General features: G+C 50.9%; 16 protein-coding genes and 1 riboswitch. Of the genes, 8 read left to right on the top strand and 8 right to left on the bottom strand.

Features of this window, described 5'->3' with window-relative positions; all coding sequences use genetic code 11:
- Positions 1-68: 68 nt before the first annotated feature.
- From JWZ98_RS02220 to JWZ98_RS02190, 7 genes are all read left to right on the top strand, one after another.
- Positions 69-1,823 (top strand): methyl-accepting chemotaxis protein, encoded by a 1,755-nt coding sequence (locus JWZ98_RS02220; RefSeq protein ID WP_205452958.1) that lies wholly within the window; start codon positions 69-71, stop codon positions 1,821-1,823.
- Positions 1,824-2,007: 184 nt separating this feature from the next.
- The gene (locus JWZ98_RS02215) at positions 2,008-3,051 is read left to right on the top strand and encodes a tRNA (5-methylaminomethyl-2-thiouridylate)-methyltransferase (protein WP_205452956.1); all 1,044 of its coding nucleotides are present in this window, start codon (positions 2,008-2,010) and stop codon (positions 3,049-3,051) included.
- A complete protein-coding gene (locus JWZ98_RS02210; protein ID WP_205452954.1) occupies positions 3,048-3,272 on the top strand; it encodes a sulfurtransferase TusA family protein in 225 nt (74 codons plus the stop codon). Before JWZ98_RS02215 ends, JWZ98_RS02210 begins: the two co-directional genes overlap by 4 nt.
- A 496-nt stretch (positions 3,273-3,768) precedes the next feature.
- Complete coding sequence (locus tag JWZ98_RS02205; protein ID WP_205452952.1) at positions 3,769-4,596, top strand: EcoRV family type II restriction endonuclease; 828 nt, start codon at positions 3,769-3,771, stop codon at positions 4,594-4,596.
- Positions 4,596-5,513 (top strand): Dam family site-specific DNA-(adenine-N6)-methyltransferase, encoded by a 918-nt coding sequence (locus JWZ98_RS02200; RefSeq protein WP_205452945.1) that lies wholly within the window; start codon positions 4,596-4,598, stop codon positions 5,511-5,513. The genes JWZ98_RS02205 and JWZ98_RS02200 overlap by 1 nt, the downstream gene beginning before the upstream one ends.
- Positions 5,514-5,949: 436 nt before the next feature.
- Complete coding sequence (gene argJ, locus JWZ98_RS02195) at positions 5,950-7,164, top strand: bifunctional glutamate N-acetyltransferase/amino-acid acetyltransferase ArgJ (protein ID WP_205452943.1); 1,215 nt, start codon at positions 5,950-5,952, stop codon at positions 7,162-7,164.
- A gap of 12 nt (positions 7,165-7,176) precedes the next feature.
- A complete protein-coding gene (locus tag JWZ98_RS02190) occupies positions 7,177-8,121 on the top strand; it encodes a Nudix family hydrolase (RefSeq protein ID WP_205452941.1) in 945 nt (314 codons plus the stop codon).
- Positions 8,122-8,137: 16 nt separating this feature from the next.
- Here the strand turns inward: JWZ98_RS02190 and yacG are convergent, their stop codons facing one another.
- From yacG to thiC, 7 genes are all read right to left on the bottom strand, one after another.
- Positions 8,138-8,341: a DNA gyrase inhibitor YacG gene (yacG, locus tag JWZ98_RS02185; RefSeq protein WP_205452940.1), complete on the bottom strand. Its 204-nt coding sequence runs from the start codon at positions 8,339-8,341 to the stop codon at positions 8,138-8,140.
- Positions 8,341-9,114, bottom strand: coding sequence for a cell division protein ZapD (zapD, locus tag JWZ98_RS02180; RefSeq protein ID WP_205452939.1), 774 nt, complete (start codon positions 9,112-9,114; stop codon positions 8,341-8,343). Before zapD ends, yacG begins: the two co-directional genes overlap by 1 nt.
- Positions 9,111-9,722 (bottom strand): dephospho-CoA kinase, encoded by a 612-nt coding sequence (coaE, locus tag JWZ98_RS02175; RefSeq protein WP_205452938.1) that lies wholly within the window; start codon positions 9,720-9,722, stop codon positions 9,111-9,113. Before coaE ends, zapD begins: the two co-directional genes overlap by 4 nt.
- Before the next feature lie 3 nt (positions 9,723-9,725).
- Complete coding sequence (locus JWZ98_RS02170) at positions 9,726-10,592, bottom strand: A24 family peptidase (RefSeq protein ID WP_205452937.1); 867 nt, start codon at positions 10,590-10,592, stop codon at positions 9,726-9,728.
- Positions 10,593-10,667: 75 nt separating this feature from the next.
- Entirely contained in the window at positions 10,668-11,885 is a 1,218-nt protein-coding gene (locus JWZ98_RS02165) for a type II secretion system F family protein (RefSeq protein ID WP_205452935.1), read from the bottom strand.
- Between the two features lie 2 nt (positions 11,886-11,887).
- The gene (gene pilB / locus JWZ98_RS02160; RefSeq protein WP_171696693.1) at positions 11,888-13,603 is read right to left on the bottom strand and encodes a type IV-A pilus assembly ATPase PilB; all 1,716 of its coding nucleotides are present in this window, start codon (positions 13,601-13,603) and stop codon (positions 11,888-11,890) included.
- Between the two features lie 201 nt (positions 13,604-13,804).
- Positions 13,805-15,673 carry a phosphomethylpyrimidine synthase ThiC gene (gene thiC / locus JWZ98_RS02155; protein ID WP_205452933.1) on the bottom strand — a complete coding sequence of 623 codons (1,869 nt, stop codon included), beginning with the start codon at positions 15,671-15,673 and terminating at the stop codon, positions 13,805-13,807.
- 32 nt (positions 15,674-15,705) lie between these two features.
- Positions 15,706-15,813, bottom strand: a riboswitch (TPP riboswitch).
- 195 nt (positions 15,814-16,008) lie between these two features.
- Between thiC and JWZ98_RS02150 the strand changes: the two genes are divergently transcribed.
- Positions 16,009-16,413 (top strand): hypothetical protein, encoded by a 405-nt coding sequence (locus JWZ98_RS02150; RefSeq protein ID WP_205452931.1) that lies wholly within the window; start codon positions 16,009-16,011, stop codon positions 16,411-16,413.
- A 4-nt stretch (positions 16,414-16,417) separates the two neighbouring features.
- Here JWZ98_RS02150 and JWZ98_RS02145 read toward each other — a convergent pair whose 3' ends face one another.
- Positions 16,418-17,422, bottom strand: a complete 1,005-nt coding sequence (locus JWZ98_RS02145) for a polyprenyl synthetase family protein (protein ID WP_051669748.1) — start codon at positions 17,420-17,422, stop codon at positions 16,418-16,420.
- Positions 17,423-17,606 lie beyond the last annotated feature (184 nt).

Raw genomic sequence — 17,606 nt, 5'->3', positions numbered from 1 at the left:
GGCATGTTTGATCGTCCATCCGCCGTTTCACTCACTCTTATAACAATAAATTTAACGGGGGAAATCTTATGTTCTTAATGAACTGGCATTCGGTGGGAGTCAAAGTGGTAGCCATTACCACGGGCATACTCTTCGTCCTGAGCTTGGGCTTGTTGTTGATGTTTGCCAACATCGAAAAACAAAAACTGATAGACCGCAAGATTGAATCGTCCCGACAATTACTGCTGCTTTCCGAATCGATTCGCGACAATGTAGCCAAAAATTGGGAAAGCGGCCTTTACTCGCCGGAGTACCTCCGGCAGTTGGTGCAAGGCAAGGATGAAGCCAGCCGCCGGTCGTTGATTATCGCGACCGTCCCCACCGCCAATGCCTGGGACGTGATAGAAGCCAAAGCCAAGGAAGGCGGTTTTCGTTTTAAAGCGCCGGCACTGAATCCCCGCAATCCGCCCAGAAACATGCCGGACCAACTGGAACAACAGGTTTTGGACAAATTCAAAAAAGACCCGGCGCTAACCGAATACAGCATGGTCGACGAAGAGAAACAAGAAATTCGCTATTTCAGACCGGTGAAAATGACCAAACAATGCGAGCTTTGTCACGGCGACCCACAGACCTCGCAAGCCTTATGGGGCAACGGCAAGGGCCAGGATTTACTCGGTTATGCCATGGAAAACCGCCGGACCGGCGACTTGCACGGCGCATTCGAAATTATCACTCCTTTTAGCAACGCCTTTAGCGAGTTGAAGCAAACCGTGTTTTACGCAGTCGGCTTTTTGGGTTTGACGCTTTTAATCATCGGTATCACCGGTTATCTGGTGATGAGCAAAATCATCATCGGCCCACTGACTGCATTGGCGCTGAACCTGCAAGCCATTTGCAGCGGAGACGGCGATTTGCGCGCCAGGCTCAGCGCGTCGGGTAAATCCGAGTTTGCCTGGGTGGCTTCCAGTTTTAATGCCTTCGTGAAGAAAATCGCCAAAACCGTTGAAGAAATCAGCGTGACCAGCGACCGACTGGCGCAGGCCGCCAACAAACTGGCAACCATCACCCAATCCACCCAACAAGGCGTAGAGCGGCAATTGCAAGAAACCACGCTGGTGGCCAATGCAATGAAACAAATGACATCGACTGTACAAGAGGTTGCCAAAAACGCGGTCAAAGCATCCGAAGCCGCCGAAAATGCGGACCGGGAAGCGACGTCAGGCAAAAATATCGTTACGCAAGCGGTTGGCGGTATTAACGAATTAGCCACCGAAGTGGAAAATGCCGCCAATGTGATTCACGATCTGGAAACCGACAGCAACAGCATAGGCGAAGTATTAAGCGTGATTCAGGGCATCGCCGAGCAAACCAATTTATTGGCGTTGAATGCAGCCATTGAAGCGGCCCGCGCCGGCGAGCAAGGCCGCGGCTTTGCAGTGGTGGCGGATGAAGTCCGCACCTTGGCCAGCCGCACGCAAAACTCGACGCTGGAAATCCGCCAAACCATAGAAAGGTTGCAAGGCCGGGCGAAACAAGCGGTTTCGGTGATGGAAAACGGCAGAAAACGCGCCGCCTCCAGTGTTGAGCAAGCCGCTTCGGCCGGGGATTCGATCAATACCATCAGCGAGAGAATATTTACCATCAACGACATGAATAATCAGATCGCCACCGCCGCAGAGCAACAGACAGCGGTCGCGGAAGAAATTAACCGTAATGTCAGCAATATCAGCCATGTGTCCCAAGAAACCTCCAGCGGCGCCAAACACACCGCCGATGCCTGCCACGAGTTGCTTGAGCTGGCCAATCAATTACGCCAGACGGTTGGCCATTTTAGAATTTAAAGCCATCGCTTCGCCGGCCGTCAGCGGCCGGCGAATCACCGACCCACCAAGGCAAACCCCTGATTTTTTGGTGGATTTTCCCGCCGAAAGTTGCCCAATTAATTGTTTGCCCACGTTGCTGACAGCCGCATATTGCTGAAATCCACAGTATAATGCGGCGTTTTTCCTGCTAGACATCTGAGTTATGAGTCAACAAAGAAAAGCGGTGGCGCTGATTTCCGGCGGCCTGGACTCCATGCTGGCTACCCAAGCCATCCTTGAGCAAGGTATCCACGTCGAGGGCATCAATTTTTTCACCGGCTTTTGCGTGGAAGGCCACACGCATGCAATACGTAAGCAAGACGCCGACAAGGTCAAGCGCAACAACTCGCTGTGGGTAGCCGAGCAATTGGGCATCAAACTGCATATCATCGACGTCATCGAAGAATACAAAAACGTCCTGCTAAACCCCAAGCACGGTTACGGTGCCAACCTAAACCCTTGCCTGGATTGCAAGATTTTCATGGTCAATAAGGCCAAACAGTGGATGGTGGAAAACGGCTTCGATTTCATCATCACCGGCGAAGTGGTCGGCCAACGCCCCATGTCGCAGCGCAAGCAAACCATGCCCATCGTCGCCGCTCAATCGGGTGCCGACGATTTACTGGTTAGACCCTTATCTGCGCAAAACCTACCCGCCACCTTGCCGGAACGCGAAGGCTGGATCAGCCGTGAGAAAATGTTTGGTTTCAGCGGCCGGTCACGCAAACCGCAAATGACCTTGGCGAAAGAATACGGCTTTACCGACTACGCCCAACCCGCCGGCGGCTGTTGTTTCTTGACCGACGAAGCCTATTCATTAAAGCTGGTTGATCTATGGAAAGCCCGCGGCGAACGCGATTACGATCTGGACGATGTGATGCTACTGAAAGTAGGCCGGCATATCCGCCCCAAACCACATTTCAAAGTCATCATAGCGCGCGAAGACGGTGAAGCCCGCTTCATGAGCGGTTATAAAAAAGAATTTATCAGTATGAACTGCGCCAGCCATCGCGGCCCGCTAGCCTTGATCGACGGCACACCCAGCGAAGACGATCTGCTGCAAGCCGCGCAGATTACCGCGCGCTACGGCCAAGGCCGCGAAGCCGAACAGGTGGAAGTGACCATCCGTGACCGAGAAGGCAACGAGCGCAATGTGTTCGTTAAGCCCTTGCTTGCCGACGACATTCCACAAGAGTGGTTCGTATGAGTGAACATGTTTTGAACGCCCGCCGATTGTTGTGTCCATTGCCGGTGATCCGCACGCAGGACAAGGTAAAAACCCTGGTGACAGGTGACGTGCTGACTGTTGAATGTACCGATCCTGGGGTGATGCAGGATATTCCGGCTTGGTGTCGGATTAATGGGCATAAGGTTTTGGACACTCGTACGGGTGATGGGGAGTATGTGATTGTTTTGGAAGTGGGTTGAGTTGTTTGATTGGTTGGTTGTGTCGCTGTCGCGACAGGTTTTAGATGTCGGTTTCACGAAAAACGTCCTTGTTTTTCGCCCTTCGGGTGCTAACGCATGCAAATTGGCTATCCTGCCGATTTGTCGGCCCGACAGCCGAGTGACTTTTCTTTGTTTGACCAAAGAAAAGTCACCAAAAGAAACGCCACCCGGATGCCGCTTTGATCCTGCGCTCCGAAGCTTTCGACGGGGATCGACAGAAGGGGCTTCCTGCCCCTCTGTCGATGTGCGGCATCCATGCCGCACCCCTGCGGGCTATTCCCGCCGAAAGCCCCGGTGCTCGGCGCGGCATACGGGAGAAAAACCGTCGCGATAGTAAGAAACGGTTTATATAAGAGCATGGGATGCTATGTAGGATCATTTAATCATTTGCCATGCGTTTGAATAATCACCATATTTCATCAGGATACATAGCCTGTACAATTTTGAAGCCAATCAAAACCAAAGCTGTAACCAAATGACCGAAAAAGAAATTTTCGCAGAAAATCTTGAAAAATTTGTCCTTGAACTTAAGGATTATGTCAGCGCGGAAGATGGGCAATGGAATGTAAAAGGTTTCATTGATATATTTAAAAACATATACACCATCTCAGCCGACACCAAGATTGTTTCAAAAATTCTTGAAATTCATTTATTCCCTAAGATTTTGCACTTTGCCCAATCAATTGGTTACAAAGTAGTACTTGCAGAACACCAAAACTATTACCCAGACATTTCGTTTGTAAAAACAGATAATGAATCTATTAAATTTGCGGTCGATTTTAAGACTACCTATAGAAACCCAAAGAAACCGCATTTATGCAACGGGTTTACACTTGGTTCACACGGCGCGTATTTCGAAAATCGTACCAGTACTAAAAATATCCAGTTCCCTTACAGTTCATATTCAGGCCATTTTTGCCTGGGCATTATTTATGATAGAGCTGACGGAGCAACCATTGATGAAACTAAAGTTCATCGCATAGACGAATTACAATCCATTGCCTCTGTTGTAAAAAACTTTCAGTTCTTTATTGCCGAAAAATGGAAAATCGCCAGCGATAAAGGTGGTAGCGGTAATACCGCGAATATTGGAAGTATCAATAACATTGCCGACATCATTTCAGGTCAAGGCATGTTTTCAAAGTTAGGCGAAAACTGGTTCGATGAATATTGGATGAATTACCGTAAAATCACCATTCAAGATGGGAAAGGAGGCACAAAAAAAATCTCCACATTGCGTGAGTTTGTCGCGTACAAAAACGGCGATGTTTCGTTGGTGGTCGATAAAAGGAACGGTGAATAATGAGCATCAAAGTATACGTTCCTCCGATAAAATCCCAAGGTATTAAAACCAAACTCGTGCCTTGGATAAAAAGCATCGTACCTAACGATTTTGATGGCTTGTGGATTGAGCCTTTCATGGGAACCGGTGCGGTCGCTTTTAATGTCGCTCCGCAACATTCGCTATTAAGCGACACGAATCCCCACCTTATTAATTTTTACTCTAGTGTTGCTTCTGGAGAAATAACTACCGAAGTGGTTAAAGACTATCTGACACGTGAAGGCGCATTGCTTTTAGAAAAAGGTGAAGACCACTATTACTTCATCAGAGACCGATTTAACGCCGAGCACTCGCCACTTGATTTTCTTTTTGTCAATCGGGCAGGTTTTAACGGAATGATCCGTTTCAATAGAAAAGGTGGCTTCAACATTCCTTTTTGCCGTAAACCTCAGCGTTTTGCCCAAGCCTATGTAACAAAAATTGTCAATCAAGTGGATTGGGCGAGTAAAATTATTAAAGCAAAACACCTCTCGTTTAAATGCCAGGATTTCACCAAAACAATTGGTGAGGCTTCATCACAAGACATAATTTATTGCGACCCGCCTTACATCGATAGGCATGTTGATTATTATAACGGCTGGGATGAAAGCCACGAACGCGAGTTATTTAATAAACTTTCAGAGTTTAAAGGGAAATTTATTTTATCGACGTGGCACCATAATGATTACCGAGAAAACGAATACATAAAGACATTATGGTCAAAATATAACGTTATCACCCGTGAACACTTCTATCATCTGGGTGGAAAAGAAGAGAATAGAAATCCGGTGGTTGAGGCATTGGTTACAAACTTTCTTGTCGCACCTGTTGAGAAAATAATTGAACGTCCAATTCAATACACTCTTTTTGAACAACCCGCTAAATATGTAACGGCATAATACGACTCTCAAGCCACCCCATTTACGTTGCGTTACGGCAAGTAAGTTAGGTTAAATTTGTTGGCCGCGCTCTTCTGTAAAATTGAAGTTGGTACACAATGCAGCCCCTACATTTTTCCGATGTTGCCTTGAATTTCAGGATGGTTTTGTCCCGTATGCCGCGCCGAGCACCGGAGCTTTTGGACGGATCAGCCCGCAGGGGCGATGCAGGGATGCATCGCGTTGCTGAAGGGGCAGGAGCCCCTTTCGGCAACCCCGTTCAAAAGCGAGGAGCGCAGGATAAAAGCGGCATCCGGGTCGCCTTTTCTTTGGATACTTTCTTTTGGCGACGCAAAAGAAAGTATCGCGGTTGTCGGTCCGCGAACCGACATTAAAATATTCGTCGCGATAGCGACACAAACTAGAGCGACTAATCAATTTAAATTAGGCTACAACAATGGCAGTAGGACAAATCGACTTCCCCACCATGCATGCCGTCAAAGGCATCAAACTCGGCACCTGCAATGCCGGCATCAAACAAACCGTTCGTGAAGATATTTTAGTCATCGAAATGGCGGAGGGCGGCAGTTGCGCGGCGGTGTTTACCCAAAATGCCTTTTGCGCGGCGCCGGTACATATCGCCAAAGCCCATTTATCGCAAAATCCGCGCTGGTTGCTGGTCAATTCCGGCAACGCCAATGCCGGCACCGGTAAGCAAGGCCTGCAAGATGCCTTTGCCTGCTGCGCCAATCTGGCCGGCGAAGTCGAGGCCTTGGCACAACAAGTGTTGCCGTTCTCGACCGGCGTCATCGGCGAACCACTGCCCGTGGAAAAGCTCACGGCAGCGTTGCCGAGCGCCGTTGCGAATTTGGCCGAAGCGCATTGGGACAAAGCCGCGCGCGCCATCATGACGACAGACACCTTTCCCAAGGGCGCTTCGCTCATCATCGATATCGCCGGGCATCCGGTGACGATCACCGGCATTTCCAAGGGCGCTGGCATGATTCAACCCAATATGGCCACCATGCTGGGTTTTGTCGCCACCGATGCCAATATCGAACAATCTCTGTTGCAACAGTGCCTGAGCGCGACGGCGGAAAAATCCTTTAATCGGATTACCGTAGACGGTGATACCTCGACTAACGATGCCTGCGTATTGCTGGCCAGCGGTAGTAGCTCGGCGCCGGAAATTCTGGCCGGCAGTGCGGAGTATGCGGCCTTCGCCGAGGCCGTGATGACAGTTTGCAAACGCCTGGCTGAACTGATTATTCGGGACGGCGAAGGTGCGACCAAGCTGATGCGCATCGTCGTCGAGCAAGCCCGCGATAGCGCCGAGGCGGTGCAAGTCGCTAAAACCATCGCCCATTCGCCGCTGGTGAAAACCGCCTTCTTCGCCAGCGATCCGAACTGGGGGCGGATTCTGGCGGCGGTCGGTCGGGCCGGGGTCGAAAACATGGACTTGGATAAAATCGAAATTTATCTGGGCACCGTGTGCATCGTCGAAAACGGCGGCCGAGCCCGCTCTTACACCGAGCAAGACGGCCAACGTGTGATGAATCAGGAGGAAATCGTTGTCACGGTTAGACTGGGACGAGGCACAGCTAGCGAGGAAGTGTTGACCTGCGATTTTTCCTACGATTACGTCAAAATCAACGCTGAATACCGTACCTAAGCGCGGGAAAGCATGTCCATGCCTAAGCAGTGCCTGCATGTCGCGGTCGGCGTAATCCGCGACGGCGACGGCAAGATTTTGATTACCCAGCGGGCCAAACACGCGCATCAAGGCGGCTTGTGGGAATTTCCGGGCGGTAAACTGGAAGCCGATGAACCGGTACAGCAAGCACTAGCCCGTGAACTGGCGGAGGAAGTCGGTATTCAGGTACAAACCGCGACGCCGCTGATCAAAATCAACCATGATTACGGCGACTGGCAGGTATTGCTGGATGTTTGGAACGTCACGGCTTTTACCGGCCAGGCCAGAGGCTGCGAAGGCCAGGCCATGCGCTGGATTGACGCCGAACAACTCAGAGAGTTCAGTTTTCCGGCCGCCAACATCCCCATCATCGCCGCCGCGCAACTTCCGCATTATTACGCCATCCTGGAAGGCCGCAACGCTGCCGAAGCATGGGACAATTGCCAACGAATTTTGGCGGCCGGCGTCAAACTGCTGCAATTTCGGGTTAAGTCTTTACCTATTGCCGATTTGCAAATTGTCTTCGAGCAAGTTTCTCAGCTTTGCCGAAAGCAACAGGTTAACTTGCTAGTCAACGCCGATTTGCCTGTCGATACAGTTCAGGCGCAAGGCCTGCACCTGAGCAGCCGCGCTTTGCTGGCCTGTCATGAACGGCCAAACGGCTACCGCTGGGTAGCGGCATCGTGTCATAACCTTGATGAACTGAAACACGCAGAAGCGCTGGGCCTGGACTTTGCGATTTTGGCGCCCATCCAAGCGACCGCATCCCATCCGGACGCCACGCCGCTAGGCTGGCAGGCCTTGACCGAATTGCTCGAGCACATCAATTTGCCGGTGTTTGCCTTGGGTGGTTTGGGGAGGCACGACCTAGACAAAGCACTTGCCGCCGGCGCTCAGGGCATAGCCGGCATCAGCACCTTTTTAGCGGCAGATTAGCAGGATAAAATCCGGCTTAGTAGGATTCGAAATCCGAATTTTCGCCGTCTTCGTCAAGCAGCGGCGGACCGGGGATTTTGTGAGCTTCGGTAGCCCAATCGCCCAAATCGATCATTTTGCAGCGCTCAGAACAAAACGGCTTGAATAGTTCGGCGGCTATCCAGGCGACCGGCTTGCGACAAGTGGGGCATGCCACCGTAGTCGGGGTATTCGTGGCCATCAGAACATGCAGCGGGTCAAAGAAAACTCGATATCGTCCAGCGTTTGGCTGGGCCGGTTTTCATCGACAGACGGGTTCATAAAACGAATGCTGAACCTATGCTTGCCACCGCTGATCTCGGCAAAACACGGAGTATCAGCCGCCAAGCCAACTCGAAGCAGTTGCACCGGATGATTTTTATTATCCAGCGCCAATTGGAAAAATCCGGCCTTGGCAAGTTCCTGGGTGGGCACGCTGCTTTGCCTGATAAAACCCAGGATCAAATCGATCGCCACCCGAATATCCACGAACGGTTGAGTCCAGCGTTCCAGGTCTTTTTGCTGCTCGGCTTCGTGTTGCTCCAGCCAGTAATGAAAGGCCGGCAAATCGAAAGAACAGCTGCCGCCGGGGATGGAGTTGCGCTGCGAGATACTTTGAAACAAATCGCTTTCCATTACGCTGATGCCGATTTTGCCGTTCGCGCTATACAGATTACGGCTGGCTTGATTCAGCTCGAGCAGTATTTCCTGCAATTTTTCATCATCGACGCCGTGGGTATGCGCCAGTTGATTCAATACTTTGGTGTGCCTATCCAGCTCTTTGATCAACTCGGATTTCAAGTCGCTGCGGCTGAAGATCATCAAGATGTCGAGTAAAACCGAAATGGCGGCGCGTTTATCGAAGACCGAAGCGCCCAACATGAAGTGACTGAGCTGTTGAAAGAGTTGCTCCAAGCGCATAAACACCCGAATTCGTTCATTGAGAGGGAATTCGTAGATAGTTTGTGTATTCAAGCCGATTGTGTCCTGACGGTGGCTAATAAAGTGTAGGAATTGTGCAGTCTTTTAACCTGTTCTGCAAGTTGCTCCGGGCCGGCGATATTCTCGATGACATCGTCCGCTTTGCTTAAGCGGTCTTGCCGCCTCATTTGGCTGTCGATGATGGCTTGCACTTGCTGGCGAGTAAGTTTATCGCGCGCGGTAACCCGCGCTATTTGCACATCCACCGGGCAATCGATTACTAACACTCGATCCACGGCATAGGGATTTTTCGACTCCAGCAGCAGCGGCACGGCAATTATGCAATAGTCGGACGCTAGAGTATTTACCTCCGCCGCGATTTGCGCGTAGACCAAGGGATGCATGATGCCATCCAATTCACGCTTTTTGTCCCTATCAGTGAATACCGCATCGCGCAGTCTGGCGCGATTCAGGCTACCGTCCTGGTTAAGCATCTGTTGCCCAAAAGATCTAGCGATCATCGACAGAGCAGGCTGCCCCGGCTCGACCAACTGTCGGGCAATCAGATCTGCGTCGACAATGGGAACGCCAAATTCGGCAAACAACCGGCAAACCGTGGATTTACCGCTGCCTATGCCGCCCGTCAGACCAATCTTCAGCATCGCCTACAAACCGGCACTATGCAGATATAAGGCATTCAGCTCCGGCCCGAACAACATCGCCAGCCAGCCAGCCATAGCCAGATAAGGCCCGAAGGGTATCGGTTTGCCGGCATCGCGTTTGCCGAACACGATCATCGCGATACCGATGACCGCGCCCACCAAAGATGACAGGAGAATAATCAGCGGCAGATATTGCCAGCCCAGCCAGGCACCGAACAGCGCCAGCAGTTTGAAATCGCCGTAGCCCATCCCTTCCTTGCCGGTCAGCAATTTAAAAAGTTGATAAACGCTCCACAGGCTCAAATAGCCAGCCACCGCGCCGATGATCGCGTCGTGGCTATTCGTGTATATATCAAACAGGCTTAACAACAGGCCCAGCCACAGCATCGGCAGCGTGATCGAGTCCGGTAATAATTGCTGATCGATGTCGATAAAACTCAATGCGATCAAACACCAAGTCAGAGGTAATGCAAACGCTAAAGCCCAACCGAAACCGAAATGCCAAGCCACCACGGCCGAACATAAACCGGTAAACGCTTCGATAAGCGGGTAACGGATGGCGATTTTCACCCCGCAATGTGCGCATTTGCCGCCCAACAACAGGTAACTGATGACCGGAATGTTTTGATAGGCTTTGATTTCGGTTTTGCACGACGGGCAATGCGAGGCCGGCAACATCAGGTTGAACACTTCGCTTGCTTCATCCTGTGGGAGCTGCAAATATTCCCGGCATTCGCGCCGCCAACCCGTCTGCATCATCACCGGCAAACGGTAGATAACCACGTTTAGGAAGCTGCCGACCAGAAGGCCCAGCACGCAAACGACGCTGATCAGAAACAGCGGATATTGTTGTAGAGTGGCAAAAACCATGAGGAAGAGAGAATATCCGTAATTCGGCCCCGGCGCTCGGCCCAACGATGGCAAGCAGCCGAGGAATAAGAAAAACTAAATAGCCGCGCCCAACTTGAAGATAGGCAGATACATCGCGACGATCAAGCCGCCGACCAGGATACCCAGGATCACCATGATGATAGGCTCCATCAAACTGCTCAAGTTATCGACCAGGTTATCGACCTCTTCTTCGTAAAAGTCCGCGACTTTGTCCAGCATCGCATCAATGGAACCGGATTCCTCGCCGATCGCCACCATTTGCACCACCATATTCGGAAACATGCCGGTGGTCTCCAAAGCAAACTTCAATTGCTGGCCGGTGGAAACGTCGTCGCGCACAGCCATCACCGCTTCGTAAAATAAAATATTGCCGCAAGCCCCTGCCACCGAAACCAGTGCTTCAACCAAGGGTACGCCAGCCGCAGACATGGTGGACAGTGTTCTGGCAAAACGAGCGATGGCCGACTTTTCCAGAATCATCCCGACAACCGGGATTTTCAGCAAAGTCTTGTCGAGAAAATGGTTAAACGCCTTCGAGCGTTTTTTAAAATAATTAAACACGTAAGCGGTAATGGCGATCACTCCAATCACCGCCCACCACCATTCCTGCACCCAGGCCGACAGCTCAATAACAAATTGGGTGAATGCCGGAAGGTCGGCACCGAAACCTTTAAACAAATCCTCGAACACCGGCACCACGAAAATCAGCAAAATCGCGGTGACGATAAACGCGACGACCAACACTGCAATCGGGTAGGTCAATGCTTTTTTAACCTTCTTTTTGATCGATTCGGTTTTTTCTTTGTAGGTGGCAATCTTGTCGAGCAAAGTTTCCAATACCCCGGCATGTTCGCCGGCTTCGACCAAATTGCAGAACAGCGCATCAAAATACAGTGGCTTACGGTTTAAGGCCTGGGCCAGGGTATCGCCACCTTCCACATCGGCTTTTATCGATAACAGCAACTCCGACATACTGGCGTTGTCGTGTCCCTTGCCGATAATATCGAACGATTGCACCAAAGGCACACCAGCGGCCAGCATAGTCGCCAACTGCCTGGCGAACACCGCGATGTCGCCGGGCGTGATTTTCTGCACTCTGGCACCGAACAAGGGCTTGGACTTGGCTTTGATACCGATGACCCGAATGCCCATCCGCCTTAATTCGGTGCGCGCAATGACCTCGCTCTTGGCGCTGATGGTACCTTTGGTTTTCTTGTTTTGCCTATCGAAACCGTCCCAATTGAACTCGATTTGTTCGTCTTGCTTTGCCATGATTATTCCTTGGTGACCCGGTCAATTTCTTGCAGCGAGGTGACGCCTTGCTTAATTTTTAACAGCCCCGACATTCTTAAATCGTTGATCCCTTCACTTTTCGACAATTCCGCCATTTGCATGGAATTACCGCCGTTCAAAATCAGCGCACGCATTTTTTCGGTGATAGGCATTACCTGGTAGATCCCTACCCTGCCCTTGTAACCGTTATTGCAATGTTCACAACCCACTGGACCGTAGACTTTAAACGTACCGATTTCCTCCTGCTTAAACCCGGCCGACAGCAAGGTGCTTTCCGGATAATCAACTTCTTGCTTGCAATGCTCGCATAAGCGCCGCGCCAGCCGTTGTGCCATGATCAAAATCACCGCCGAAACAATATTGAACGGTTCTATGCCCATTTGCACCAACCGGTTGATGGTTTGCGGCGCATCATTGGTATGCAAGGTAGACAACACCATGTGACCGGTTTGCGCCGCCTTGACCGCGATACTGGCGGTTTCCAGGTCGCGAATCTCGCCAACCATGATGATGTCCGGGTCTTGCCGCAAAAACGCCCGTAGCGCTTCGGCAAAGGTCAGGCCGGCCTTGGGATTGACATTGACTTGGTTGATGCCTTCCACGGTGATCTCGACCGGATCTTCGGCGGTGGAAATATTGGTTTCGATGCTGTTCAGAATATTCAGCCCGGTATACAACGACACGGTTTTACCGCTACCGGTCGGCCCGGTGACCAGCACCATACCGTAAGGCTTGTGGATCGCCTCCAGAAAATTTTTCTGCTGGTCCGGTTCGAAACCGAGTTTTTCGATACCAATTTGCGCACTGGTCGGATCGAGAATCCGCATTACCACTTTTTCACCGAACAACGTCGGGCAGGTGTTTACCCGAAAATCGATGGCCCGGTTCTTGGAAATCTGCATTTTGATCCGGCCGTCCTGCGGTACCCGCCGTTCGGCAATGTCCATTTTCGACATGACTTTCAGCCGGGAAATAATCCGGTTGGCAATGCCCACCGGCGGACTGGCCACCTCCGATAAAATACCGTCGGCCCGAAAACGGATACGGAATTTCTTCTCGAAAGGCTCCAGGTGTATGTCCGACACCCCGCGTTTGATCGAGTCCAGCAGGATTTTATTTACAAAACGGACGATAGGCGCGTCATCAATATCCGAGCCTATTGCTTCGTCGGCCGGTTTGCTGTCGTCGCCTGCGGAAATATCGATATTGTCCAGATCGTCGTCCAACAGATCCTTCATCGACGTATCGGCAGCCTCCAGCGCCGTGTCTATCATGCGGATCAGCTTGTCTTCTTCAACCAGAATATTTTCGGTGTTGTGCCGGGTATGAAACTTGATCTCGTCCAGCGCCTGAAAATTGGTCGGATCTGCGGTGGCGACAAACAAGCGGTTGCCGCGCTTGAATAAAGGTAAGGCATGATGCTGGCGAATCAATTTCTCGCTGACTAGTTTGATCGGCAAGAATGAAGGATCTATGGCATCCAGATCGAAAAACGGCACACCAAACTCCGCCGAAGCCAGCGTAGCCACGGTTTTGCTGTCCGCATACTTATGTTCCACCAAATAGCTGATAAACGCTTGTTTACGCTTCTGCGCCTCCTGCAAACAGGTCGCCGCCGATTCCTCGGTCAACAAACCTTTTTGAATCAGGCATTTGACCAAGCCGCTGAAATGGATGTTAGTGGGTGCTGTCGCCATGAAAAAAAGTCTGGATTGGTTTTACTGCAACTAAGTGCTGCAACTATAGATGAAGTAAGGATTTTATCCAAACTCATCAAGCCATGCCCAAGACTTTAACATGGTTATATTGGCATGCCGCCAAGCGCTGTTTTTAAGCTGGCGATCATTTGGAACGGCCGGCGGTGCCAAGAACAGCACCGCCGACGAAGGGGACAAGAATCAGATTTCGTGATAAATCGCAGCACCTTCTTCCAGGAACTGCTTGGACTTTTCTTCCATACCAATTTTCAAGGCCTCGGCTTCTTCCAGACCTTTTTGCTCGGCGTAATTGCGCACGTCCTGGGTGATTTTCATCGAGCAGAAATGCGGACCACACATCGAGCAAAAATGCGCGACTTTTGCAGAATCCTTCGGCAAAGTTTCATCATGGAAAGAGCGGGCTTTTTCGGGATCGAGCGCCAAGTTGAACTGGTCTTCCCAGCGGAATTCGAAGCGCGCCTTGGACATGGCGTTATCGCGGATCTGCGCGCCGGGGTGGCCTTTGGCCAGATCGGCGGCATGCGCGGCGATTTTGTAGGTCACAATACCTTCGCGCACATCCTGCTTATTGGGCAGACCCAAGTGTTCTTTCTGAGTCACGTAGCACAGCATCGCACAGCCATACCAGCCAATGTTGGCAGCACCAATCGCCGAAGTAATATGGTCGTAACCGGGGGCTATATCGGTGGTCAATGGGCCCAAGGTGTAGAACGGCGCTTCGTAGCAATCTTCCAATTGCTTGTCCATGTTGACCTTGATCATTTGCAACGGCACGTGACCGGGGCCTTCGATCATGGTTTGTACGTCGTGTTTCCAGGCGATTTGAGTCAATTCTCCCAGGGTTTCCAGTTCGCCGAACTGCGCTTCGTCGTTGGCGTCGTAAATCGAGCCGGGACGCAAACCATCGCCCAAGGAGAACGACACATCGTAAGCCTTCATGATTTCGCAGATTTCCTCAAAGTTGGTGTAAAGGAAACTTTCGGTATGGTGAGCTAGACACCATTTGGCCATGATGGAGCCGCCACGCGAAACAATGCCGGTGAGACGCTTGGCGGTCAACGGCACATGATGCAGACGCACGCCGGCGTGGATGGTGAAGTAATCCACGCCCTGCTCGGCTTGTTCAATCAGCGTATCGCGGAAGATGTCCCAAGTCAGTTCCTCGGCTTTACCATCGACTTTTTCCAGGGCTTGGTAAATCGGCACCGTGCCGATAGGTACCGGCGAATTGCGCAGTATCCATTCGCGGGTTTCGTGGATGTTTTTGCCGGTGGATAAATCCATGATGGTATCAGCGCCCCAGCGGATGCCCCACAGCATTTTCTCGACCTCTTCTTCGATAGAAGACGTCACGGCAGAGTTACCTAGGTTACCGTTAATCTTGACCAGAAAGTTGCGGCCGATAATCATTGGCTCCAATTCGGGATGGTTGATGTTGGCGGGGATGATAGCGCGACCACGGGCAACTTCGGAGCGAACAAATTCCGGTGTGATGAAGGACTGGATATTAGCGCCGTAGGAAAAACCGGGGTGCTGACCTTGGTAACGGTCGCGCATTGCTTCAAGATTTTGGTTTTCGCGGATGGCGATGTATTCCATCTCAGGAGTAATGATGCCTTTACGGGCATAGTGCATTTGCGAGACATTGTGGCCGGATTTGGCACGACGTGGATTACGGGTCAATTCGAAACGTAAGTGCGCGGTTTTCGGGTCGTGTAAGCGCTCGTGACCATACTTTGAGGTCGGACCGCTCAATAATTCTGTGTCGCCGCGCTCCGCAATCCAGTTACCACGAATCGAACCCAAGCCTTTATGTAAATTCACATCCACATTCGGATCAGTGTAAACCCCGGAGGTGTCGTAAACATAAATCGGTGGATTTTTTTCCGCACCGAAGTGCGCCGGAGTATCCGACATACTGATTTTACGCATCGGCACTTGAATATCCGCGCGGCTGCCCTGGATATAAATTTTCTCGGAAGCGGGGTAGGAATCAATTCTTACACTACTACCGGTATCGGTAGTAATTTCATTGCGGACAGCGCTCATGCTTATCTCCAAACTATCAATAAATCGCAAGCGCAGGGAAGATAGGGCTTTCCTACGCCGGTGTTAACCGGTTCAGGTTCGAAGGGTTTTTCTCAGCTTTCCGGGCTTGCATACAGCGGAAAGCACCCCTAGCCTTTCAGGTGACTTGCTAAGTTAAATGATAATCGAGCCAATTGCAAGCGCAGCGCCAAGCTCCCAAGGCGCAAAAAGCTTATAAAACAATGGGTTTTAAAGCCCATCAATCCCTCCCGGCGCTCTTGCTATCATAAGCATTCACAGCCAAACCAGAGCATATGCCGCCAAAGCAATCAACGCACTAAAAAACAGGAGAAAACATGGCATCCCAAAAAAAGCAAAGCAAACGCCTGCTGAACGACATAGAGGACTCAGTAAATCAGTTAGTATTTTTGACCAGCGATTTGAGTTTGCTTGCAGACACAAACAGACTGGCGCTAAACCTAAAAACAAACATCGAGACATTAAACCGCCAATTAGCCGGCTTAAAAAAAGCAGAATTCAACGCCACCCTGGCAGAATCGGAGATACTGGAGATATTGGACGAGCTAATCGATAGCGATCCGATCAGCACACTGGAACAACGACTGTTTGTAGCTCATGCTGATCAAGAATCGGGCGAAGTAGGCGAGTTTTTCCAACAGTTGCTCGATAAAATCGAAAAACTGTATTCGCCGCTACTATCGTCCATCCAGCAACTAACTGCGATGCCGGATAAGCTGTAAACGCTCAGTGACTGCGCTGCACCGAGAAGCGCGCTAACTCTTCAAGAGCCTGTTTGTAATCGGAATCAGGCAGGCATTGTAGTGCAGCAATCGCCTTCGCAGCGGCCCTGTCCGCACATTGCTCTGTGTATTCTATGGCGTTGGTGGCCTTAACTACTTCATAGACATCGTTAAACGCCTCACGCGAACCTTGCCGGATCGCATCGACCACAATTTTAGCCTGCTGCTCGTTCCCATGCTGAATGGCATAGATCAACGGCAAGGTGGGCTTACCTTCAGCCAGATCGTCACCCAAGTTTTTACCCAGTTCTTCGCTATTGGCTTTGTAATCCAACGCATCGTCTATCAACTGAAACGCCACGCCCAATTGCTGACCATAAACCGCCAACGCTTCTTCCGTAGCCGAGTCTGTCGCTGACACGACTGCCGCCAAGCGCGTGGCCGTACTGAACAAAATGGCGGTTTTACGGGCAATGACTTCTAAATATCGAGCCTCACTGGTCTCCGGGTTATTGCAATTCAACAATTGCAACACCTCACCCTCCGCAATCGCGGTGGTAGTTTTGGACATAATGGCCATCACCCGCATGTTATCGGTGCGGACCATCATTTCGAAGGCACTGGAGTACAAGTAATCACCTACGAGCACGCTAGCCGCGTTGCCCCACACCGCATTCGCCGACTCCTTGCCGCGCCGCAGAGCCGATTCGTCGACAACATCGTCGTGCAACAACGTCGCGGTATGGATGAATTCGATCACTGCTGCCAAAATCAGATGATGGTCATCAACCTTGCCCAAGGCTTTTGCCGCCAACAGCAACAGCATCGGTCGTAATCTTTTTCCGCCATTACCGATTATGTAATGCCCAATTTGATTGATCAGCACAACATCGGAACTCAGTTCCTCTAAAATCAACCGGTCGACGGCTTGAGTCTCCGCACTGGTTAAATTTTTGATGGAATCGAAGTCTATAGTGACTGACGCTGGCGTTGAAACTTTAGCTATCATGTGATGTTGTGAACTTGTCGCTCGTTAGCGTATAACGTGAATAACCGGTCATGCTATGAAGAATACTGATTAGTGTCAATAGTACTCCCCGCATAGACCTGTTAGACAGCAGGCTTCCCCTGGAATTTTAGATTGACTGTGACTTAAATAAAAAATATAATCCTCTGTTCACTATTAACAGATT

Origin of the sequence: Methylomonas sp. EFPC1, assembly GCF_016925515.1 — a bacterium.
GTDB classification, from domain to species: Bacteria; Pseudomonadota; Gammaproteobacteria; order Methylococcales; family Methylomonadaceae; genus Methylomonas; species Methylomonas defluvii.
This window is presented reverse-complemented; position numbering and strand designations above follow the sequence as displayed.